31 protein-coding genes and 1 pseudogene are annotated in these 22080 nt (G+C 34.5%); 24 read left to right on the forward strand and 8 right to left on the reverse strand.

Features of this window, described 5'->3' with window-relative positions; all coding sequences use genetic code 11:
• Positions 1-91 precede the first annotated feature (91 nt).
• Both MNO09_RS08520 and MNO09_RS08525 read left to right on the forward strand, forming a co-directional pair.
• On the forward strand, positions 92-466 hold the full coding sequence (locus tag MNO09_RS08520) for a nucleoside 2-deoxyribosyltransferase (protein ID WP_001012498.1): 375 nt from the start codon (positions 92-94) through the stop codon (positions 464-466).
• A gap of 79 nt (positions 467-545) precedes the next feature.
• On the forward strand, positions 546-1034 hold the full coding sequence (locus tag MNO09_RS08525) for a hypothetical protein (protein WP_000764275.1): 489 nt from the start codon (positions 546-548) through the stop codon (positions 1032-1034).
• A gap of 38 nt (positions 1035-1072) precedes the next feature.
• On the opposite strand, the gene MNO09_RS08530 is transcribed toward MNO09_RS08525, so the two are convergent.
• A complete protein-coding gene (locus MNO09_RS08530) occupies positions 1073-1384 on the reverse strand; it encodes a hypothetical protein (RefSeq protein ID WP_001093232.1) in 312 nt (103 codons plus the stop codon).
• A gap of 254 nt (positions 1385-1638) precedes the next feature.
• Between MNO09_RS08530 and MNO09_RS08535 the strand changes: the two genes are divergently transcribed.
• Positions 1639-1854 (forward strand): DUF3912 family protein, encoded by a 216-nt coding sequence (locus MNO09_RS08535; protein ID WP_001008334.1) that lies wholly within the window; start codon positions 1639-1641, stop codon positions 1852-1854.
• 98 nt (positions 1855-1952) lie between these two features.
• On the forward strand, positions 1953-2360 hold the full coding sequence (locus MNO09_RS08540; RefSeq protein ID WP_000875386.1) for a hypothetical protein: 408 nt from the start codon (positions 1953-1955) through the stop codon (positions 2358-2360).
• A 233-nt stretch (positions 2361-2593) separates the two neighbouring features.
• On the opposite strand, the gene MNO09_RS08545 is transcribed toward MNO09_RS08540, so the two are convergent.
• From MNO09_RS08545 to MNO09_RS08555, 3 genes are all read right to left on the reverse strand, one after another.
• The gene (locus MNO09_RS08545) at positions 2594-3988 is read right to left on the reverse strand and encodes an L-cystine transporter (protein WP_001094342.1); all 1395 of its coding nucleotides are present in this window, start codon (positions 3986-3988) and stop codon (positions 2594-2596) included.
• A 106-nt stretch (positions 3989-4094) separates the two neighbouring features.
• A complete protein-coding gene (locus MNO09_RS08550) occupies positions 4095-4337 on the reverse strand; it encodes a DUF2626 domain-containing protein (RefSeq protein WP_000440714.1) in 243 nt (80 codons plus the stop codon).
• 126 nt (positions 4338-4463) lie between these two features.
• Positions 4464-5159 carry a helix-turn-helix transcriptional regulator gene (locus tag MNO09_RS08555; RefSeq protein WP_000434122.1) on the reverse strand — a complete coding sequence of 232 codons (696 nt, stop codon included), beginning with the start codon at positions 5157-5159 and terminating at the stop codon, positions 4464-4466.
• Between the two features lie 206 nt (positions 5160-5365).
• Here MNO09_RS08555 and comGA point away from each other — a divergent pair, with 206 nt between their 5' ends.
• The 10 genes from comGA to MNO09_RS08605 all read left to right on the forward strand — a co-directional run bounded on the left by comGA (position 5366) and on the right by MNO09_RS08605 (position 10980).
• On the forward strand, positions 5366-6409 hold the full coding sequence (gene comGA, locus MNO09_RS08560; protein ID WP_033657726.1) for a competence protein ComGA: 1044 nt from the start codon (positions 5366-5368) through the stop codon (positions 6407-6409).
• On the forward strand, positions 6402-7433 hold the full coding sequence (comGB, locus tag MNO09_RS08565) for a competence type IV pilus assembly protein ComGB (RefSeq protein ID WP_000471915.1): 1032 nt from the start codon (positions 6402-6404) through the stop codon (positions 7431-7433). Before comGA ends, comGB begins: the two co-directional genes overlap by 8 nt.
• An 11-nt stretch (positions 7434-7444) precedes the next feature.
• A complete protein-coding gene (gene comGC / locus MNO09_RS08570; protein WP_001178693.1) occupies positions 7445-7744 on the forward strand; it encodes a competence type IV pilus major pilin ComGC in 300 nt (99 codons plus the stop codon).
• Positions 7741-8196: a comG operon protein ComGD gene (gene comGD, locus MNO09_RS08575; protein ID WP_000810391.1), complete on the forward strand. Its 456-nt coding sequence runs from the start codon at positions 7741-7743 to the stop codon at positions 8194-8196. The genes comGC and comGD overlap by 4 nt, the downstream gene beginning before the upstream one ends.
• Positions 8189-8491: a hypothetical protein gene (locus MNO09_RS08580; protein WP_000829519.1), complete on the forward strand. Its 303-nt coding sequence runs from the start codon at positions 8189-8191 to the stop codon at positions 8489-8491. Before comGD ends, MNO09_RS08580 begins: the two co-directional genes overlap by 8 nt.
• A complete protein-coding gene (comGF, locus tag MNO09_RS08585) occupies positions 8461-8931 on the forward strand; it encodes a competence type IV pilus minor pilin ComGF (protein ID WP_000923107.1) in 471 nt (156 codons plus the stop codon). The genes MNO09_RS08580 and comGF overlap by 31 nt, the downstream gene beginning before the upstream one ends.
• Positions 8928-9299: a competence type IV pilus minor pilin ComGG gene (gene comGG, locus MNO09_RS08590; RefSeq protein WP_001231189.1), complete on the forward strand. Its 372-nt coding sequence runs from the start codon at positions 8928-8930 to the stop codon at positions 9297-9299. Before comGF ends, comGG begins: the two co-directional genes overlap by 4 nt.
• Positions 9300-9474: 175 nt before the next feature.
• Positions 9475-10125 carry a 2OG-Fe(II) oxygenase gene (locus MNO09_RS08595; protein ID WP_000183839.1) on the forward strand — a complete coding sequence of 217 codons (651 nt, stop codon included), beginning with the start codon at positions 9475-9477 and terminating at the stop codon, positions 10123-10125.
• 118 nt (positions 10126-10243) lie between these two features.
• Positions 10244-10741, forward strand: coding sequence for a shikimate kinase (locus MNO09_RS08600; protein WP_000836644.1), 498 nt, complete (start codon positions 10244-10246; stop codon positions 10739-10741).
• Positions 10742-10779: 38 nt separating this feature from the next.
• Positions 10780-10980: a YqzE family protein gene (locus tag MNO09_RS08605; protein WP_000106080.1), complete on the forward strand. Its 201-nt coding sequence runs from the start codon at positions 10780-10782 to the stop codon at positions 10978-10980.
• 67 nt (positions 10981-11047) lie between these two features.
• Here the strand turns inward: MNO09_RS08605 and MNO09_RS08610 are convergent, their stop codons facing one another.
• Both MNO09_RS08610 and MNO09_RS08615 read right to left on the reverse strand, forming a co-directional pair.
• Entirely contained in the window at positions 11048-11680 is a 633-nt protein-coding gene (locus tag MNO09_RS08610) for a VC0807 family protein (RefSeq protein ID WP_001073110.1), read from the reverse strand.
• Positions 11681-11820: 140 nt separating this feature from the next.
• Positions 11821-11938, reverse strand: a pseudogene (locus MNO09_RS08615) (GTP pyrophosphokinase).
• A 73-nt stretch (positions 11939-12011) separates the two neighbouring features.
• Here MNO09_RS08615 and MNO09_RS08620 point away from each other — a divergent pair.
• On the forward strand, positions 12012-12239 hold the full coding sequence (locus MNO09_RS08620) for a hypothetical protein (RefSeq protein ID WP_000032702.1): 228 nt from the start codon (positions 12012-12014) through the stop codon (positions 12237-12239).
• Positions 12240-12336: 97 nt separating this feature from the next.
• Positions 12337-12468 (forward strand): hypothetical protein, encoded by a 132-nt coding sequence (locus tag MNO09_RS08625; RefSeq protein ID WP_000064661.1) that lies wholly within the window; start codon positions 12337-12339, stop codon positions 12466-12468.
• Between the two features lie 36 nt (positions 12469-12504).
• Here the strand turns inward: MNO09_RS08625 and MNO09_RS08630 are convergent, their stop codons facing one another.
• Together MNO09_RS08630 and MNO09_RS08635 are read right to left on the reverse strand one after the other, a co-directional pair.
• The gene (locus MNO09_RS08630; RefSeq protein ID WP_001183977.1) at positions 12505-13299 is read right to left on the reverse strand and encodes a YqhG family protein; all 795 of its coding nucleotides are present in this window, start codon (positions 13297-13299) and stop codon (positions 12505-12507) included.
• Entirely contained in the window at positions 13286-14968 is a 1683-nt protein-coding gene (locus tag MNO09_RS08635; RefSeq protein WP_001100048.1) for a DEAD/DEAH box helicase, read from the reverse strand. Before MNO09_RS08635 ends, MNO09_RS08630 begins: the two co-directional genes overlap by 14 nt.
• Positions 14969-15360: 392 nt before the next feature.
• On the opposite strand from MNO09_RS08635, the gene gcvT reads away from it, so the two are divergent.
• The 8 genes from gcvT (at position 15361) to MNO09_RS08675 (ending at position 22074) form a co-directional block, all read left to right on the forward strand.
• On the forward strand, positions 15361-16461 hold the full coding sequence (gene gcvT / locus MNO09_RS08640; RefSeq protein ID WP_000631766.1) for a glycine cleavage system aminomethyltransferase GcvT: 1101 nt from the start codon (positions 15361-15363) through the stop codon (positions 16459-16461).
• A 20-nt stretch (positions 16462-16481) separates the two neighbouring features.
• Positions 16482-17825 (forward strand): aminomethyl-transferring glycine dehydrogenase subunit 1, encoded by a 1344-nt coding sequence (gene gcvPA / locus MNO09_RS08645; protein ID WP_000903245.1) that lies wholly within the window; start codon positions 16482-16484, stop codon positions 17823-17825.
• Complete coding sequence (gene gcvPB / locus MNO09_RS08650) at positions 17822-19297, forward strand: aminomethyl-transferring glycine dehydrogenase subunit 2 (protein ID WP_000795692.1); 1476 nt, start codon at positions 17822-17824, stop codon at positions 19295-19297. The genes gcvPA and gcvPB overlap by 4 nt, the downstream gene beginning before the upstream one ends.
• Positions 19298-19590: 293 nt before the next feature.
• The gene (locus MNO09_RS08655; RefSeq protein ID WP_000639160.1) at positions 19591-19794 is read left to right on the forward strand and encodes a DUF3929 family protein; all 204 of its coding nucleotides are present in this window, start codon (positions 19591-19593) and stop codon (positions 19792-19794) included.
• A 70-nt stretch (positions 19795-19864) separates the two neighbouring features.
• Entirely contained in the window at positions 19865-20056 is a 192-nt protein-coding gene (locus tag MNO09_RS08660) for a hypothetical protein (RefSeq protein ID WP_000535935.1), read from the forward strand.
• A 118-nt stretch (positions 20057-20174) separates the two neighbouring features.
• Positions 20175-20549 carry a GntR family transcriptional regulator gene (locus MNO09_RS08665; RefSeq protein WP_001021362.1) on the forward strand — a complete coding sequence of 125 codons (375 nt, stop codon included), beginning with the start codon at positions 20175-20177 and terminating at the stop codon, positions 20547-20549.
• 3 nt (positions 20550-20552) lie between these two features.
• On the forward strand, positions 20553-21425 hold the full coding sequence (locus MNO09_RS08670) for an ABC transporter ATP-binding protein (protein ID WP_000891313.1): 873 nt from the start codon (positions 20553-20555) through the stop codon (positions 21423-21425).
• On the forward strand, positions 21406-22074 hold the full coding sequence (locus MNO09_RS08675) for an ABC-2 transporter permease (RefSeq protein ID WP_001249422.1): 669 nt from the start codon (positions 21406-21408) through the stop codon (positions 22072-22074). Before MNO09_RS08670 ends, MNO09_RS08675 begins: the two co-directional genes overlap by 20 nt.
• Positions 22075-22080 lie beyond the last annotated feature (6 nt).

The following is a 22080-nucleotide window of genomic DNA, read 5'->3' on the forward strand; positions in this document are numbered from 1 at the left end:
GGGGATTTTTTTTTTGAAGTCGTTCTTTATTATGTTTATAGCAATTAACGCTAAAAGGAGTTTCCCGTACATAATGAAGGAGTGTATATAAATGAATTTTTATGTCGCCTCAGGATTCCAAAATAAACATCTTGTACGTTCTATAGCAAATGAACTGAAACATGCAGGATGGCACCATACATATGATTGGACAAGAAACGAAAGAGCAGTGAATCAAGATCAATTAAGAGAAATTGGTCAGGCAGAAAAGAATGCTATTAAAGAAGCGGATGTCTTTTTACTTATATTAGATGGCGGAAACGGGAGCCATACAGAGTTTGGAATGGCGATTGCGCTAGAGAAAAAGATATATGTATATCATGAAAGAAACCCGCTTCAAACAACGTTCTATCATTTGCCAGAAATAAATATTTTTGAAGGAGATGCAACTGAATTTGCATCTCATGTTATGAATCATGTGAAATAATAGTAATGACCTAAAAGATTATAAAAGTGATCTTTTGGGTACAGTGATGATAAGAAACGTATATAAAGGAGTATATAATATGAAATTAGAAAATGGATGGGAAACGAGCTTTTTAGAAGTCGTACAAAATAGTGAATTTAAGAAAGAGGCCGTTCTTAGTCAATTGCTTTGTGAGGATAGTGAAGAAGTAGAAGAGCTTGTGGATGATTACGGATATGAAGAGATTATTGAACGCGAACATGATGATGAATTAGCAGAAGTTTTAGGTGAAGAACTTTTCGATGAGATGGAACGACACGTATTCTTATCTTCACAGCCAGAAGAAAAACTTATTTCATTCGTAAATGGATTAGGTTTTCATGTGTTAGATTGGATTGTTCTTCTTGAAACAGAATTTGGCATTGATAGTGTACACTTTACGTCGGACGCCGTGAAAATGTTAGAAAAACGCTTTAGACAATTTCCATACATAGAAGATAAGACAATTTTTGATATGACATTTGGAGAAGCAATGGATGTGTTAGAATCCATTACAGGATTACAATTGAAGGAAAAGATGAACGTATAATGTAAAAAAAAGAACGTGATATTCTCACGTTCTTTTTTTTACATTATAATAATTTTGTCATCTAGTTTTGTTTGTCCGCTAAGAAGTGCGTTTAAATATTCCACTTTTCTTATACAGGCCTGTATATGTCTTTCAACCTCTTGTAACTCTGCTTGGTGATGTGTTTCAATCGGATGAATTTGTACGTTGAATTTTTCAAATTGACTACTATATGTTATTTCTGCATAGCCGCTCATAATATCCATTTCGTTATGAAATAAAAATTGTTTCGTTTTGTCACAGAATGATACATTCTGAAAGCCATATACTTTTAATGCGTCAATTACTTTTTTAATCATTTTTGTATTCATTTTTTTTAACCCTCTTTGCGAAGTTCTACTCATATATTATAACATAAAAAATTACATAGAAAGCGCTTCCAAGTGTATTTTATTATAAACTTTACGTTTCAATCACAAAAATGAAACAAAGAAAAAATAATTGTAAAGAAGGGAGGACTCTTTTATTGTTTCGTCATATATATAGAGAAATAGTGCAAGGAAAGGGAATTTTCCGAATTTGAGTTCGTATTTCAAATTTAAGCGCAATAAAAGAGGTGAGAGACTTGAACTTTGATATTGTAGGACAAAAAGCATATATAAAAGATGGACCGCATCGGAACCGAATTGGAATTGTAAAGAACAGCGAGACAAAATTAGAATCGCAGTTTGCTATTGTAATTGGAGAACAAATCATTGATGTAGAGCTAAAGGATATCGTGTTAGTTGGAGTAGACGTAGGACAATTTCATAAATGGTGCGAACAAAATGGTTATTTGTAAGAAGGACGGGCTGTGAGATAATAAAAATAATTGTAGCAGCATAAGAATGAGAGAATACGAGATTGGTATTCTCTTGTTCAGTGTTTTAGGAGGCGAGAATGAAGTATAAAGAACAAGATTTTACATTGGAGTTAAAAGAGAAAATTCAGTGTATGGAGAAGGAAACAGAGAGAATATCATTTAAACTTTTTAAAGATTATTCACATTTGTACATAGAAAAAAACATGGAATTATTTATAGAACTCATCAGAGATAAAGGAGATCCTTTTGAAACAGGATATTCTTCATCCATTTCGATAGCTGTATTAGATGAAGAAGGAGAGATGACTGAATTTTATACAGTTCCTATCTGGGAATGTTGTAATTATTTTTTAGGGGTACCGCTTCAAATAAGGTTTTGGGGAAGTAAGTTAAGTGGTGAACTTGTTGATGAAACTTATTGTGAGATAGAGGAGGAGTTAAAGGAGCGGTTGGAAGAGTTTTTACAGTTTGCAGATGAGGAATAATAGTTAGTCTTTAGTTTATAATTAATAGTTATTAAAAAAATGAAAAATGGTATAATTTCGTTATATCTATACATAGTGATACGTAAGTGTTGTTTTAACATGGCTGAAGTAATTGGTAGAGCTTTATACATAGTGTTTGGAACAATATGTTATGCCTTATGTATAAAAAGACAAAGAGGAAGATGAAAAGAACTAAAAAAGGACGCTAACAGTTTTTATTAGCGTCCTTTTCATTATGAAGCAATTTCACCAGTTTTTGTATCATCTTGATTGTACGTATCTTGATCTAATTCACCAAGCCATTTACTAGAAATAAGACCTGCTGTCATAGAACCACTTACGTTAAGAGCTGTACGACCCATATCGATTAATGGTTCAACTGAGATAACAAGAGCGACAATACCGATTGGTAAGTTCATTGTAGATAGTACGATTAACGCTGCGAATGTTGCACCGCCACCAACACCGGCAACACCGAATGAGCTAATAGCAACGACAGCGATTAAAGTTAAAATAAATTGTGGTTGTAATGGATCGATTCCTACAGTTGGAGCGACCATCATTGCAAGCATTGCTGGATAAATACCTGCGCAACCGTTTTGTCCGATAGATACTCCAAATGATGCTGCGAAGTTTGCAATCCCTTCGGAAATACCAAGCTTTTCTTTTTGCGCTTCAATATTTAATGGCATTGCACCAGCACTAGAGCGAGATGTGAATGCAAATGTTAATACAGGGAACACCTTTTTTAAATATTGAATTGGATTTAAACCAGATAGAGCAATTAATAATAAGTGGATAACGAACATTAAGATAAGTGCCACGTAAGACGCTAACACGAAGTTACCAAGTTTTAAAATAGCATTAATGTCGCTACCAGCAACTGTTTTTGCCATAAGAGCTAATACGCCGTATGGAGTAAGACGTAAAATTAATGTTACCATACGCATTACGATTGCATATACAGCATCAAGCATTTTCTTAAATAGTTCTGCTTGTTCTGGATATTTTCGTTTTACCCCTATAAAGGCGATACCGATAAAGGCTGCAAATATTACAACAGAAATTGTTGATGTTGGACGAGCACCTGTTAAATCAAGAAACGGATTTGTAGGCAACAGCTCTAATAATTTATCTGGAATTGTTGTTTTTTCAATAGAAGTAAATCTTTCTTCAACTAACTTCAGACGAGCGGATTCTGCATCACCTTGTTGTAAGCCTGTTGCTGATACATCAAATCCTGCACTTGCAGCAATACCGACAGCTGCAGCGATTCCTGTAGTAAGAATTAAAATTCCGATAATAAGACCACTAATTTTACCAAGGTTTTTCGTTAACTGTAATTTTGTAAATGCGGAAATAATAGATACTAAAATAAGTGGCATAACGATCATTTGAAGTAATTTCACATAACCGTTACCGATCAAGCTAAACCAAGTATTTGATTCAATAATTACTTTAGAAGTTGGCTCATAAATAAATTGTAATATAAGACCGAATATAATTCCGACTCCTAAAGCAGTAAATACACGTTTATTAAAAGATACATGCTTACGTTGCATATAATATAATACGCCAACTAAGATGAGCATGACTGCAACGTTAATTCCGACAAGCAGTGTATTCATGTTGATTCCCCCTAATTCCAATCTGTTATATAGAATATAAGGTAATAAAACCTATAAGTCAACTAGGGAATTGCGGAATTAAAAAAAAGATGGCAAAATGCCATCTTTAATGTCCAGCTCCAGGGACAAGTAAAAACGTCGTGTAGTATGTAAATCCTATGAAGAAAACAGTTAAATATGCCCCGAATACGTATATATACATACGCTCTGTTAAATTTAAATAGCTTAAAAGTACGAAGAAACCTGTTTGTCCTAAAAATAGTAGTGCGGTCGAATGCATATCCCCTACGTAAAACATAACCGAGAAAATTCCAGTCCAAAAGCCGAGAACGCGAAACATGCGCTCCATGCCATCTCCCTCCTTTTCTAAAAAAAGTAAACCTCACCTCATTATAGTTTATTTTTCTTACTATTGTAAATATTCGTTCATATAAAAAGAAGCCAATTATAATTGGCTTCTTTTTATATGAGAAAATTAAATTGTTAGTTTGTAATTACAAGATTTACATCCATCTAGTAGACTATCATTTCGTGTTAATTCCGTGTTAGGGAATAGGATTTCAAAAATCCCTTTCATCATATCTCCGTGCATATTACAAATTTCAGTTGGGTGATGAACAGCAACCTCTTTAAATGGACAATTGTGTACATCGTAGAAAATTTTCGTTCCATCTGCACTTAATTCAAATGCAGGTGATAAACCAGCTGTTGAGAAAGCTTCTTTTGCAATTTGGACTTTTTGCTCTACTGTTAAAGCATCTTCATTCACATGTAAACGCTGCATATGTTGTTGCATTAACTCGGCCCCGAATTGTTTTCCTGTTTCGTATAGCGCTTTTTCACCAGCGGCGCCAAGGCTAAGTAAAGAATTAAATGCTATTCTTGCTAACAATTGATAATCGCGGAATGGAAATTGTAATTGAATCACATCTTCAGATAATACATATAATCTGCTTGGTCTTCCGCCTTTTCCAGTTTTTTTCGTTTCCGATTTCAGCATATGAACATCTTCTAATTTAGATAAATGTAAACGTGCTACGTTTGGATGAATGTCAAACTCATCTGCAATTTCTTGTACAGTTACGTAACTATGTTTTTGAGAAATATATTTATAAATGTAATAACGAGTTGGGTCAGATAATACGCCTGTAATTTTTAAAGCTTGTTCCATGAGGATCTCCACCTTTATCACTTTATCCAAGATAATAACATTATAATACAGATAAACTTCCATATAGGTAATTTCAGACAATAATTCGGAAATTGTTCATAATTTCACAAACATATTTTCCCTTTTTCCTCTGGTGAAAATACAAAAATGTCGATTTTTCTTATCTGTTTTTTCATGCTATATACATAGTGGGGAGGGAAAAAATGATGAATGGAATTGAAATTTTTGCGAATACGATTTTGAAAGAGGCGTGCAGGGTACAAGCTTCGGATTTACATATTGTGCCCCGGAAGAAGGATGTAGCGGTTCAACTGCGTATAGGAAAAGATTTAATGACGAAACACTGTATCGAAAAGGAATTTGGAGAAAAGCTTGTTTCACACTTTAAATTTTTAGCATCCATGGATATAGGGGAGAGACGGAAGCCACAAAATGGTTCACTGTATTTACAAATGGATGGACAAGAAGTGTATTTACGCCTTTCCACGCTTCCAACCGTATACCAAGAAAGTCTCGTTATTCGTCTTCATTTACAAGCATCTATTCAGCCGTTATCTCATCTTTCGTTATTTCCAAGTACAGCGAAAAAACTACTCTCTTTTTTACACTATTCACATGGATTACTCGTATTTACTGGACCGACTGGTTCGGGGAAGACAACAACAATGTATGCATTATTAGAGGTAATTAAAAAAAAGAAAACACGTCGCATCGTTACACTTGAAGATCCAGTTGAAAAAAGAAATGACGATGTATTACAAATTCAAATAAATGAAAAAGCAGGTATCACATATGAGGCGGGACTAAAGGCCATTTTACGTCATGATCCAGATATTATTTTAGTCGGTGAAATTCGTGATGAAGAAACAGCGAAAATCGCTATAAGAGCAAGTTTGACTGGACATTTAGTAATGACGACACTGCATACTAGTGATGCGAAAGGGGCGATACTCCGATTTATGGATTTCGGTATAACGAGGCAAGAGATTGAACAATCTTTATTGGCTATAGCTGCACAGCGACTTGTCGAATTGAAGTGTCCGTTTTGCCAAAGAAAGTGCTCAATTTTATGTAAATCAATGAGGGAGGTAAGACAAGCGAGTATTTATGAGTTGTTATATGGATATGAGTTAAAACAAGCGATTAAAGAAGCAAACGGGGAATGTGTCACATACAAGCATGAAACATTAGAATCTTTGATACGAAAAGGATACGCTTTAGGATTTTTAGAAGAGGATGTTTATGTTTAAGGAGATATGGAGTTTAAGTGATCAAGTCGTATTGCTGAAACGATTGGGAGAACTATTAGAAAAAGGATACTCCCTTTTGCAGGCATTAGAATTTTTACGGTTTCAATTACCTTTAGAAAAGAAAGTACAATTGCAGCGCATGATTGATGGATTAAAAGATGGAAAAAGTCTACACGATTCTTTTCATCAATTAAAGTTTCATCAGGAGATGTTAAGTTATTTATTTTATGCCGAGAAACATGGTGATATTTCTTTTGCATTGCAACAAGGGAGCGCACTTCTTTATAAAAAGGATAAGTATAGGAAAGATATGATGAAAATAATGCAGTATCCTATGTTTTTGGCGCTCTTTTTACTAATCATGATTTTGATTTTTAATCGCATTTTATTACCACAGGTTGACATGGTATATAGTTCGTTTGGTTCCACAGCACCGTTATTTACAGAACAAATATTAAGTGCAATTAAGCTACTACCCTATCTTATTTTCAGCACTATTTTTATCGTTATGATTGGCTGTAGTGTATATATATTTTACTTTCAAAAACTCCCGCATATGAAGCAGGTAAAAATTAAGCTTTGTATCCCCCTCGTAAAAAAATTTCTTATTTTAAAGCATTCACATTATTTCGCCACTCAATTGAGCGGTTTATTACACGGCGGACTATCAGTACTTGAGGCTCTAACAATAATGATGGAGCAACATTATCATCCGTTTTTTCAATATGAAGCGGGCCGAATTGAACGTCAATTAATTGCGGGAGAACCGTTGCAATCTATTATTGCTAAAAGCGGATATTATGAGGAAGAACTTTCTTATATTATTACGCATGGACAAGCAAACGGTAATTTGGCGATTGAATTAGGTGACTATAGCGATCTCATTATGGAAAAAATGGAGCAAAAAGTTAAACGTATGTTAGTGATCATTCAACCAATTTTATTTACGTGTATTGGAGGAATAGTCGTTCTTATGTATTTAGCAATGATTATGCCAATGTTTCAAATGATGAATTCTATTTAGGAGGTATTTACATGCAGAATGAAGAAGGGTTTACCCTTTTAGAAATGTTATTAGTTATGGTCGTCATAACTGTATTATTACTATTAATTATTCCGAATGTAGTTACACAGCGTTCATCCGTCGAAGGAAAAGGATGTAAAGCCTATGTGAAATCTATAGAAGCTCAAATACAAGCATACCATTTACAACATAATAAAATTCCTTCGCTAAAAGAGCTAAGGGATGAAAAATATATTACAGCTGATGAGTGTCCGAATGGTGAATCCATTCATATTTCAAATGATGGCACAGTAACAACTGGGAAACTGTGAAACAAAAAGGTTTTACTCTTTTAGAAATGCTACTCGTTCTATTTGCAATTTCTGTACTAAGTATGGTCACGTATTTTAACGTACATTCATTACATGAAAAACAAAAAGTGGAACAATTTTTAAGACAGTTTTCAAACGATATTTTGTATATGCAACAATTAGCGATAAACCGTCAAAAACACTATACATTACGATGGTATAAAGATAGACATACGTATTATATAGGGGAGCTAAGTGAGAATCTTACTATCATTAAAAGAGAATATGATAGCGATATACAAATTGATTTGAATACTTTTCCAAATCCGATGACATATAATCCGAGTGGAAATATTAATAGAGGTGGCACTATTTTACTTTCGTATCGAAGTTATAAATATGAGATTGTATTTCAGCTTGGGAGAGGAAGATTTACGTATCGTGAAATGTCAAAAAGGGTCAGTGATGGCTGAGATGCTTGTAGCATTAAGTATAGTAATGATGACAGTATCTTTACTACTTCCGCAAACAGTATTGGTTATGCAAGAACGAAAAAACATACAAATTCGTTATAAAGCATTTGTATTATTAAAAAGGGAAGCAGCTTTATATATGTATGAGAATGGGGCGAAACGACCGCAAGAAAAAGTCGTAAACGGAAATGTATATTACACATATTGGGGAGGAAATGAAGTTTGTGCTATGTGGAAAGATGTGAAAGGAAGAATGATGGAACAATGCTTTTATGCAGGAGAAAAAATAAATTAGAAGTTGGGTTTACATTAATAGAAATGATCGTATGTTTTTTTCTGTTATCACTGTTCTTTTTACTCTTACCACGTTTGAATTTTATTGGAATAGAAAACAACCAATCAAAAGGATTAAATAATCGGGAATGGGATGTGTTTATAGGACAAGTACAGTTAGAGTTTCGTGAAGTATCTTTTGTAGAAAAAATAGTCCCTGAAAATAAAGATAATCTTTTGCGCTTCCGTCTTCGCACTGGAGATGAAGTGACGTATGAAAAATTGAATAATCATCTTATAAGAAAAGTGAATATGCGCGGAAGAGAAGTTATATTACAAAATGTTGAAATGGTTTCGTATGAAGTAACACCTCATTTGCTCTTTATAAATGTGAAAGATATGAGTGGGAAAATATATGAAGGTGTAGCTGTCAGATATAGCGAAATGGAAATAAATATATGAGAAAACAAGATGGATTTACGATGCCAGGAACAATCATTTTTCTTGTATTATTAACTTCGTTCTTTGTATACGAAACGAATATGTTGCTTATAGATAAAAAATTTTATATTGAAATAGAGCAAAAGTTTGTACTGGAAGAACTACTAAATCGATCAATTACAAATATAAAAAAAGACTTACAGCAAAAAGAAAAGGAAGATACTTTTTTCTTTCAATATGAAAAGGGCGAAGCAAGTGGAAATTACGTCTTTGAAAACGCTGATATTCTCGTTTCGTTGCAGTGCAAAATAAAACAAGAAGTTTTCTATAAAGTAAGCTTTCGGTATAGAAAAAAGGATGAGAAAATATTCGATTGGATAGAAGGATAGTATGTAAAATATACGGATGAAAATCATAATGTCTTATTTTAAAATAGGTTATTTTTTTGTGGAAAATGGATAAATAAAACAATTTAAAGTTTAAATTTTCTCAAAAAAGAGAAAGGTAGAAAGAATATGATATATTCATGCTATCCAAACATATTTTTTTAGGGAGAATAGGGAAATGACAAATAACAATCAAATAGGCGAAAATAAGGAACAAACTATTTTTGATCATAAAGGAAATGCAATTATGGCGGAAGATAGGGAAATACACATTATTTCAAAATTCGAAGAACCTCTTATTGTCGTGTTAGGAAATGTATTAAGTGATGAAGAATGCGATGAATTGATTGAATTGTCTAAAAGTAAAATGAAGCGTTCTAAAGTTGGTTCATCACGTGATGTAAATGATATTCGAACGAGTAGTGGTGCATTTTTGGACGATAATGAACTTACTGCGAAGATTGAAAAACGAATTTCATCTATCATGAATGTTCCTGTGTCGCATGGAGAAGGATTACACATTTTAAATTATGAAGTGGATCAACAATATAAAGCGCACTATGATTATTTTGCGGAACATAGTAGATCAGCTGCTAATAATCGTATTAGTACGCTTGTCATGTACTTAAATGATGTAGAAGAAGGCGGAGAAACGTTCTTTCCGAAATTAAATCTTTCTGTGCACCCTAGAAAGGGAATGGCAGTATACTTTGAGTATTTTTATCAAGACCAATCATTAAATGAGCTTACGTTACATGGAGGGGCACCTGTAACGAAAGGTGAGAAATGGATTGCAACACAGTGGGTGAGAAGAGGCGCTTATAAGTAAAAGCGTGTATATAACGTTTTGTTCTTCATTGTATAAGGAGAACAAAACGTTTTTTTATTAAATAATGAAATCTTTCGTTATAATAAAAAATAATAACGGATGATTGAGAGGAACGAACATGAAATCTATATACATAACCGGTTATATGGGAGCTGGGAAAACAACAATTGGAAAAGCGTTAAGTAAAGAACTTCATATGGATGTTGTCGATACAGACCAAAAAATTGAAGAGAATCAGGAGAAGGCAATTCGTGATATTTTTGCCGAAGAAGGCGAAATCGCTTTTCGGGAATATGAAAGTGAAATGTTACGTTCACTACCCAGTTGTAATGTAATTATTACAACTGGTGGTGGAATCATCGAGCGAGAGGAAAACCGAAAGTGGATGAAGGAAAATGGAACTGTCGTGTATTTATATTGTGATCCACATGTAATTGCAGAAAGACTCCGTGAAGATACGACGCGTCCACTATTTCAGAAGAAAGATATAGAGGCATTTGTGGCAAAATTTGAATCGCGCCGAGCTTATTATGAAGAGGCTCATATTCATATCGATACGACGAATAAGTCTGTAAAGCAAATTATGAATGAATTAAAAGAAAAGATTAATGAATAAAAAAGTGGACATACTAATCAAGTAGAGGTGATGATAATATGTCTACTAATGATTATGTTCGCTTTGTGACACAGCAGTTTGTCTCGTACATGGATGCTCCAAAGGAAGATCGTAAACAAAAGAAAGAACAACGCCGTGCTGAAAAAGAGCCATTTATGAATAAGTGGTTTGGTGTTATGCCGCTAAGTGCTGCTTTGTTTTATCGAAACGTAAAAGATAAAAGAAAAAAATCAAGTTAACGATTTCGTAATATGTGTAGCAAAATGAAAATCCCCTAGTAGTATGATGCTACTAGGGGATTTTCATTTACTGTACAGATTCTTTTTCTTCTGTAACAGCATGTATTTTATTGTTTACCCAAACAAATCCAATTCCGATACAAATGGAAATGCCCCACCCAACAGCAGTCATAATCGCTCTCATTTCACCATAGCCATCTACACCGAAAACAGAGATGAAATAAATTTTTAAGAAGCTTTTTAATATAAATTGTAGCCCGAAAAATAGCGTTAAATATTGTAGTGCTGGATAGATACGACTATCACGATACAGTTCACGACTTTTATCACGGTCATGGCCTTGCAATGCGGCAATATCTGCTGCGAAATATAACATAAGTGGTTTTTTTATAAAAATTGTACATATGACGATAATACCGAGTACGATGTGATAATACGCATCGTTCCACAACATTCGTTCAGCTGATCCAGATAATAGGTCTACTGTTGTATTAGAAATGAGTGTAATTAAAATAAAGAACCCTGTCACGTTAAACTGTTTTTCTTTTTTAAAGGTATACAGTGTATAAATAATCCCTGGAACAGAGGAAAGTAACATCGCGTAATAAGGATCGATATAAGGTTTTGCAAATTTCCAAATGAGGAATGGGATTACGAGATAAAAGACAAGATCTAATATAGCTTTTTTATTTTGATTCATATAAATCCTCCTTAAGTCATACATATATTTTATAATATAATTTCTGAAAATTGTATAAGGTTTAATGGGAAAAGAAAAAATATATTAATTTTTGAGGGATTAGTAGATTAAAAAAATTGCCCCTAGCGTAGTAAGTTTTTTTAGTATATAATAAAGGAAACGCTTTCATTTTTTGGTTTGTTCACAAAATGGACGGAAAATCACATATTTACTATCGATATGTTGCTTTATAATGAAACTAATTAAATATACATGCATACAATATTGTGAAATAAATAACATAAATAATCTATATAAATGTAAACGTTATCAAAATAGAGAGGTGGAGACAATGAGTAAATTTTTCTTCAATCATAATCCAGCAACAGTAGAGGATGGAAGGCTTGTTAAGTATGCTGAAATTATTTATGGAGAAGGTGGCCGTTCTGTATTAGAAAATTTAATGGTGAAGGCATCTATCAGATTGCGTGATCGTTATCCGAATAAATCTGACGAGCAGATCTCGAACCTAGTAAATAAAGGCATCCATGATATGTTTCAAAAATACGTGAGTGAGTAAGAGTAGCCAATGGCTGCTCTTATTTTTTTGTATAAGGATTGTATCTCTAGCTGAAAATAAGGATGTATTTTGAAAGATATAAAAAGGAGTGATAAAGATGAGCAATGGAATTGGTCGTTCAAAAGAAAATCTTCCAACTGATGCTAATCATGTGAGCGCAAAAGATCGTGCGCATCAAAAACGTATGGCAAAGCAAAAACAACAAGAGCGTAATGGCGATAGAGGATAACTCAAAAAAAGCTCCTTCTAAAACAGAAGGGGCTTTTTAAGAAAGAAAATGATTCGCAGTAACATAAAAGAGTCCGCCGTTAATAATTTGCACTGTAATGCGGGGTTCATATTGTTCTTGCAAGGCTTGCTTTTCAATTTCATAGCTTTCGGGAAGTTCATCACTCTCTTCATAAAAACGATTTAAAAGGTCTAAATCGTGATTCCAGCGCACTCTTGCTTCTTTCGCCCACGTATGGTCATCTTCTGCAATAATATTCTTTAAAGCATCCTCTATACGTTGTAAACCGCTTTGCGGTTTAATGATAGGCGAGAGCGTAAAACAAAAGTCAGGTATTTTCGGTGTAAGTTTAATTTTAGCTAATGTTTCATGAAAGTTTGCAATCATTGTGCCAGAAATGAGATGAATCCCAATGGAGTGAAGGATGTCTTTTTTTCGATCACATTGATAGGAAACCTTTATATTTACACCGAGCCAAGGATGGAGCGGTGTATGCGTTGCCCCGCTATGCCGTACTTCCTCATATAAACGTATGTAAGAGCCTAATTCTTTTGTCGTTTGGAAAATTTGATGAAGACGTGGTGAACCGTAGTGAATAAGCTCACCATCGTTTTCTTCACTTTCTGGATTTGTAAGAAGAGTAAGGCGCATCGGATTCGGTACGCCTCCTGTTTTCTCAAGATAGTGCCAATAAAAAGGACGGTTCATTAATAATTTATCCATCTCAATTGTTAACTGCACATCTAATAGATGAGGGGAGCGCTTTAAAATTTCGCAGTTATTCGCCTCAAAAAAATTGTATAAGTAATTATGAATTTCATGTTGCTGCATAGCCTTGCACCTCAGCTTCATTTCGTTTCGCGAAGTCGATAATAGATGTTAAGTTTTCCATCTTAATTCGGATTTCTCCTTCGCTTTTTGACTGCGCAAAGATTTCTTGAATATGCGCGTCGATGTTTTTCATATTAATTCTCGTTAAAATTTCATCAAGCTCGCCGATAACACGCTCAAATAAATTGATTTTTTCATATAACAGTTTCAAAATATGTTCTTCAACAGTATGTTTTGTAGCTAAGTTATAAATATGAACATCATTCTTTTGACCAAGACGGTGAATACGTCCGATTCTTTGTTCAAGACGCATTGGATTCCATGGCAAGTCATAATTGATCATATGGCTACAAAACTGTAAGTTAATCCCTTCGCCACCAGCTTCCGTTGCAATTAATACTTGTGCGTGGTTTTGGAAAAGCTCCTTCATCCAATCTTTCTTCCCGCGTTTAAACCCGCCGCGGAATGGAACGGAAGAAATACCGTGTTGTTGTAAAAACCATTGTAAATACATTTGTGAAGCTCTATATTCAGTGAAGATAATGACTTTATCGTCAATTTCTTTTATAAGCTCAAGAGCTTTATTCGCTTTTGAGTTGAAAGGAATATGATTAATTTTGTCCATTAGCACATCAATATGTGGGTCCTTTATGTAATGCTCATTTTCTTTCTGCCTTTTTTCCACATGTTTTTTTAATGAGTAGTAAACAGCTTCACGACTACTACACGCTTCCCGTTTTAAAGTTAACGATGAGAAAGCAGATGTGAAGGCATCTTGTCCTCGCCAATTTTCAATACCATTATACAAAGCTTGCTCTTCTTCATTAAACTCAACAAAAATTGTACGTACATGTCTCTTTGGCCAATCAATTCCGGTATTATGACGTCGATTTCGGACCATCACTTTGTTAATAAGAGCTTTTAAATCTTCATCAGATTCGGCGGAACGATTTTTTGAAGCGTAATATTCTTCAAAGTTGGATTGATTGCCTAAATGTCCTGGCTTTAATAAAGAAACGAGGTTGAAAATTTCATCAATCTTATTTTGAACAGGCGTAGCGGTTAATAATAAACAAAATTTCTTTTTTAATCGTTGTGCAAATTCATAGTTTTTTGTTTTATTATTTTTAAGTTTATGTGCTTCATCGATAATAATAAGGTCATATTCTAGGTTCAAAACGATATCGCGATGCGGTGAACGTTTTGCAGTATCAATTGATGATACAATCACATCGGCTTGTTCCCACGAGTAGCTTTTCTTTTGGGCTACAGCTGGAATAAAAAACTTTGTATTTAATTCGTATGCCCATTGTGATACGAGAGAGGCAGGGACGAGTATAAGTACTTTTTTCACAAGGCCGCGGACCATATATTCTTTTAAAATAAGCCCAGCTTCAATCGTTTTCCCAAGTCCCACTTCATCTGCTAGTATCGCTTTACCATTCATTTGTTCAATGACATTTTGAGCGACTTCTAATTGATGAGGAAGTGGTGTGAAATGAGATAAATGTTTCGGTGCTTGTAATCCATCGAAAGTAGGAACAAGTAACGATTTTTCTGTTTTATAAGCTAAATGATATAAATCCCAATTTGTCCAAGGACCATCTTCATTAATTCTATTTAAAAAATTGTTTTGCCACGTTCGATCTACGGAAATATCGACATTCATTACGACTCTCCCACCTTTTATAAACTAAAGTAATTATTAAAAAAATCTTTATTATATAAGCCTTGTAATAAGGAGCTATTACACATACTGAAAGTTAAAGAATAGGCAAAGATAAAGGGCTGAATTTTGAAAGTTGTATTTAATAAGATTAAGAATGAAAAATTCTAAATTATTTTTTATGCTAGAATATTGATGAAATATAGCGAATAATGTTAGGATAATGGTGTGAAATGTGTGGAATCTTTCGTATTTTATCCAAGAAAGTGATTTTTTATTTACGCTTTCATAAAAAAATATAATGAGATTCCGTATATCCTATCTTTTCAGAGTGAAAATGTTTAGATATGGCGAGCAACTTTTATTGATTTGTCAAAGCATAAGGGGGAGAGAGCATGATTACATTACAACGTACACCGTTATTTGATGTATACGCGAAGTATGGTGGAAAAACAATCGACTTCGGTGGTTGGGAATTACCAGTTCAATTTTCAAGCATTAAAGAAGAACATGAAGCTGTACGTACGGCTGCAGGTTTGTTCGATGTGTCTCATATGGGAGAAGTTGAGGTAAAAGGTGTAGATAGTTTAGCATTTTTACAACGTGTTGTTACAAATGACGTTTCTACTTTAAAGGTAGGAGGCGCACAATATACAGCTATGTGCTACGAAAATGGTGGTACAGTAGATGATTTATTAATCTACAAACGTGGTGAAGAAGACTATTTATTAGTAATCAATGCATCAAATATCGAGAAAGATTACGAATGGTTAGCTAGCCATGTAATTGGCGATGCGACAGTAGTCAATGTTTCTAGTGAAGTTGCACAGCTTGCAATTCAAGGTCCAAAAGCAGAAGGCATTTTACAAAAAGTTGTGTCAGAAGATTTGAAAGAAATTAAGTTCTTTAAATTTAAAAACGATATTCTTGTAGATGGAATTCCAGCACTTGTATCTCGTACAGGTTACACAGGTGAAGATGGATTTGAAATTTACTGTAAGAGTGAAGATGCTGCAAAACTTTGGGAGAAACTTCTTGAAGTTGGAGCAGAAGAAGGCTTAAAAGCATGTGGTTTAGGTGCTCGTGATACACTTCGCTTCGAAGCAACATTACCACTTTATGGTCAAGAATTATCAAAAGATATTACACCGATTGAAGCTGGCATTGGCTTTGCGGTAAAACCAAATAAAGAAGCAGACTTCTTTGGAAAAGAAACGTTAAAAGAGCAAAAAGAAAACGGTGCGCCTCGTAAGTTAGTCGGCATCGAAGTAATCGAACGTGGAATTCCTCGTACACATTACCCTGTATTTATTGGAGAAGAAAAAATCGGGGAAGTAACGAGTGGTACACAATCTCCAACGTTAAAGAAAAGCATTGGTTTAGCACTAATTGATGTAAAATACGCAGCAGTTGATACAGAAGTAGAAATTGAAATTCGTAATAAACGCGTCAAAGCAGTAGTTGTTCCAACACCATTTTATAAACGTTCAAAGTAACGGGGAGAGGGGTAGATTTCATGTTGCATCGTTATCTTCCAATGACAGAAGAAGACAAAAAAGAAATGTTACAAACGATCGGCGTTCAAACGATCGATGAGTTATTCTCTGATATTCCAGAGAGTGTTCGTTTTAAAGGGGATTTAAAAATTAAAGAAGCAAAATCAGAGCCAGAGCTGTTAAAAGAGTTGACTCAAATGGCTAGTAAAAATGCTAACTTAAAAGAGTACGCTTCTTTCTTAGGAGCAGGCGTATATGATCATTACGCTCCAGTAATTGTAGATCACGTTATCTCTCGCTCAGAATTTTATACAGCTTACACGCCATACCAACCAGAAATTTCACAAGGGGAATTACAAGCAATCTTTGAATTCCAAACAATGATTTGTGAATTAACAGGAATGGATGTAGCAAACTCTTCTATGTACGACGGAGGTACAGCTTTAGCTGAAGCGGCAATGCTAGCAGCTGGCCATACTCGTAAAAAGAAAATTCTTGTATCTAGCGCAGTTCATCCAGAATCAAGAGCAGTACTTGAAACGTATGCAAAAGGTCAACATCTTGAAGTTGTTGAAATTAATCATAAAGATGGTGTAACAGATTTAGACGTATTACAAAGTGAAGTAGATGATACAGTTGCTTGTGTAATCGTTCAATATCCAAACTTCTTCGGACAAGTTGAAAAATTAGCTGATATTGAAAAAATCGTTCATCAACAAAAATCATTATTTATCGTTTCTTCAAATCCATTATCATTAGGCGCATTAACACCACCAGGAAAATTTGGTGCTGATATTGTAATCGGTGATGCACAACCATTTGGTATTCCAACGCAGTTTGGTGGACCACACTGTGGTTACTTTGCAACAACGAAAGCATTTATGCGTAAAATTCCAGGACGTCTTGTTGGACAAACTGTAGATTCAGATGGTAAACGTGGGTTTGTATTAACGTTACAAGCACGTGAACAGCATATTCGCCGTGACAAAGCGACGTCTAACATTTGTTCAAATCAAGCGTTAAATGCATTAGCAGCATCAGTTGCAATGACGGCACTTGGTAAACAAGGTGTGAAAGAAATGGCACGTCAAAATATTTCTAAAGCACAATATGCAAAACGTCAATTTGAAGCGCAAGGCTTCACAGTTACATTTGCTGGACCATTCTTCAATGAGTTTGTTGTAGATTGCAAGCGTCCAGTGAAAGAAGTAAACGATGCATTATTACAAAAGAATATTATCGGCGGTTACGATCTAGGCCGTGATTATAAAGAGCATGAAAACCATATGCTTGTAGCAGTAACTGAGCTTCGTACAAAAGAGGAAATTGACACACTTGTAAACGAAATGGGGGCTATCCAATGAAGAACCAAGACCAAGCACTTATCTTTGAAGTGAGTAAAGAAGGACGCATAGGATATAGCCTACCAAAATTAGATGTAGAAGAAGTGAAACTAGAAGATGTGTTTGAGAGCGATTATATTCGAGTAGAAGATGCTGAGCTACCAGAAGTATCTGAACTTGACATTATGCGCCACTATACAGCACTTTCAAACCGTAACCACGGTGTAGATTCTGGATTCTATCCACTTGGATCTTGTACGATGAAATATAATCCGAAAATTAATGAGAATGTAGCTCGTTTCGCAGGATTTGCAAATATTCATCCATTACAAGATGAAAAGACAGTACAAGGTGCAATGGAATTAATGTACGACTTACAAGAGCATTTAATTGAAATTACAGGTATGGATACTGTTACATTACAACCAGCAGCTGGTGCACACGGAGAATGGACAGGCTTAATGTTAATTCGTGCATACCATGAAGCAAATGGTGACTTTAACCGTACGAAAGTAATTGTTCCTGACTCTGCTCACGGCACGAATCCAGCATCTGCAACTGTAGCTGGTTTTGAAACAATTACAGTAAAATCAAATGAACATGGTCTTGTTGACTTAGAAGATTTAAAACGTGTTGTAAACGAAGAAACAGCAGCACTTATGTTAACAAATCCTAATACATTAGGTCTATTCGAAGAAAATATTTTAGAAATGGCAGAAATCGTCCATAACGCAGGCGGTAAATTATACTATGATGGTGCAAACTTAAATGCGGTATTAAGCCAAGCACGCCCAGGAGATATGGGATTTGACGTTGTGCATTTAAACCTTCATAAAACATTTACAGGGCCTCACGGCGGCGGTGGCCCAGGTTCTGGTCCAGTAGGTGTGAAAGCAGATTTAATTCCGTACTTACCAAAACCAATTTTAGAGAAAACAGAAAATGGCTATCACTTTAACTATGATCGTCCAGAAGCAATTGGGCGCGTAAAACCATTCTATGGTAACTTCGGAATTAACGTTCGTGCATACACATACATTCGTTCTATGGGTCCAGATGGACTACGTACAGTAACGGAGTATGCGGTATTAAATGCGAACTATATGATGAGAAGATTAGCACCATTCTATGATCTTCCGTTCGATAGACATTGTAAGCATGAGTTTGTATTATCAGGTCGTCGTCAAAAGAAACTTGGTGTACGTACATTAGATATCGCAAAACGCCTGCTTGATTTCGGTTACCATCCACCAACAATTTACTTCCCATTAAATGTGGAAGAATGTATTATGATTGAGCCGACAGAAACAGAATCAAAAGAAACATTAGACGGTTTTATTGATAAGATGATTCAAATTGCTAAAGAAGTAGAAGAAAATCCAGAAGTTGTACAAGAAGCGCCACATACAACGGTAATTAAACGTTTGGATGAAACATTGGCTGCTCGTAAACCAGTTTTACGTTATGAAAAGTTAGCTCCTGTACAAGTTTGATTAGCATAACAAAGGAAGAACTCGCTATATGCGGGTTCTTTTTTTTGTATGGAGAATTTGTGCAGAATTAGTGAAGAAAATGTTAAAAGTTTATATTTTTTGTTTCATAATGGTGTAAAGAAGCAGTTTTATAGGTGATTTTGTTGAAAAAGTCAGTTTGATAAAAGTATTTATTTTTGTTAGAATTTTATTGAAATTAAGAAGATGTAATGAGATAGGAATGACTCATTTTTATGTATATGTGAAAAAACGAGCAAGCTGGGGGTGAAAATGTGGGATATCGGTGTTATAGAATGATATACCATTTAGAAAACGGAAAAACGATTAAAGATGTAAAAGAATTTTGTTATCGAGATCAAGGAAAAGTACTAGAAAGAGTAGCACATCGTGTAATGGATAATAGAGAAGTGACGGCAATTGATAAGCAAGGAACAATCATTTCAATAGCATGTGAGGACATTGTAAAGGTGGAACTTGATTACATAACAGAAAGTTAACCTTGAGTCATATCGAATTATTCGATACAATATACTGTTGAATGGTGACGAGAGAAGAGAGGAGTTTATTATGGGTAGTACAAGACACTTTTATATGTTTATCTTAGCGTTTGTTCTTGTTGTAGCATTAACGATTTATTTAATTGTTGATAGCACTTGGTACAATACAGTTCATCCGGCGTTCCTTCTGTTTATGTATGTAGGAATTGCGGTAGTGAGTTTTGGAATGAGAGATGAGATGTTAGATCGCTTTGAAAAGTGATACATATACGAAAGACCAACAGGAAAATGTTGGTCTTTTTTTCTTGCCAAAAATAGGATGGTGTGTATATACTGTATATATAAGGTATATACAGTATATACAAACACTGGAGGAAAACATGAATATTATTATTTCGAATTCTTCCCAAGACCCTATTTATGTGCAAATAAGAAAACAATTAAGCCAGCTTATTTTAAATGGTGGTTTAAAGGGTGGAGACCAATTACCGTCTATTCGTAGCTTAGCGAAGGAATTACAAGTTAGTGTAATTACAACGAAGCGTGCGTACGAGGAGCTTGAAAAAGAAGGATATATAGAAACTGTTGCTGGGAAGGGGACTTATGTTTCACGTAAAAATAATGAACTACTAAAAGAACAGCGGCTACGTCTATTGGAAAGTAAAGCGGAAGAGGTTGTAAATGAAAGTAAAGCGTTGCAGCTTTCACTTGAAGATTTACAGCAGATGATTGCGTGTTTATATGAGGGGGAATAAGAGATGTTAGAGCTAAAAAACGTTTGTAAAAGTTATCAAGATTTTGCAGTGAAAAATATAAGTTTTACGTTACCATGCGGATATATTATGGGATTTGTCGGACCGAATGGAGCAGGGAAAAGTACGACGATCAAAATGATTATGAATTTAATTAGAAAAGATAGCGGTGATATAAAAATTTTTGGCAAGGACAATAAAAAAGCCGAGAAGGAAATAAAACAAAATATCGGTTTTGTATATGATGAAAATCATTACTACGAAGATTTAACGTGTGAACAAATGAAACGTATTATTGCACCGCTATATAAAAAGTGGGACGAAGAGCAGTATCAATCGTATATGCATCGATTGCAAGTTCCGAAGTATAAAAAAATTAAAGAATTATCAAAAGGGATGAAAATGAAATTTGCGATTGCTATCGCACTTTCACATCACGCAGAGTTTATCATTATGGATGAACCGACAGCAGGGTTAGATCCAGTTGTTCGAAGTGAATTACTTGATATGTTGCAAGAAATTGTAATGGAAGATGAAGTATCCGTATTATTCTCAACGCACATTACAACAGATTTAGAGCGCATCGCAGATTATATTACGTTCATCAATGATGGAGAAATTATATTTACTGGTGAGAAAGATGAATTAATGGAGAACTACGTAATCGTAAAAGGAAGTAATGATTTATTAGATCGAGAAGGAAAAGAACAATTTGTTGGATTACGAAAAAATAAATTTGGTTTCGAAGGTTTAGCAAAAGATAAACAAGCAATTATCGATTGGTTTGGAAATGAGGTTGTACTAGAAAAGCCTACATTAGATGATATTATCGTTTACACTGCGAAAGGGAGAGGTGCCTATGCGTCAGCTCATTTATAAGGATTTGTTCTTTTTTCGGGTGATGTGGTTAGTAAATTTTGTTATGCCCCTTTTGTTTTTTATGTTAGAGCCAAGTGGTGAATTTTTATTTCCGATGAGTTGTCTATTTATAACCCTTTCCTCCGTTATGACGTTAATTTTTATGGATGAAAGGAATAACAGTGACATTATTATAAATAGTTTACCGGTAAGCCGAAAGGATATCATAATTGCTAGATATGTTTCCAGTGCACTATTTATTGTTGGTGGCATACTCTCTACGATGTTAGTTGTTTTTCTTGTAAGAGGTATTGTGGTCATTGGTGATATCGGTGCCTATCATCCTAATCTATACATTGAAATTCCATGGTATGAAGTAATAAATGGAGCTGTTTACGCCGTATTTTTTGTTGTGATACTTTTCCCTAGTTATTACGGTACAAAATCGAAGGTAGTAAGAAGTATAGTATCAGCAGCGTCAATGGGAGTCGGTGTAATTTTTTGGATGTTTATTAGTGATGGGCTGAATGAAACAACACCTTCATTCATTGAGTGGATTATGAATCCTATGCATATTGGTGTATTTATAGTTGGATTCATTACATTAGTTAGTATTTATATCGTTTCTATGTTTCTTACAATTAAAATTTATGAAGCACGTGATTTATAGAGAGGG

Origin of the sequence: Bacillus sp. N5-665 (genome assembly GCF_022637375.2) — a bacterium.
GTDB classification, from domain to species: domain Bacteria; phylum Bacillota; class Bacilli; order Bacillales; family Bacillaceae_G; genus Bacillus_A; species Bacillus_A wiedmannii.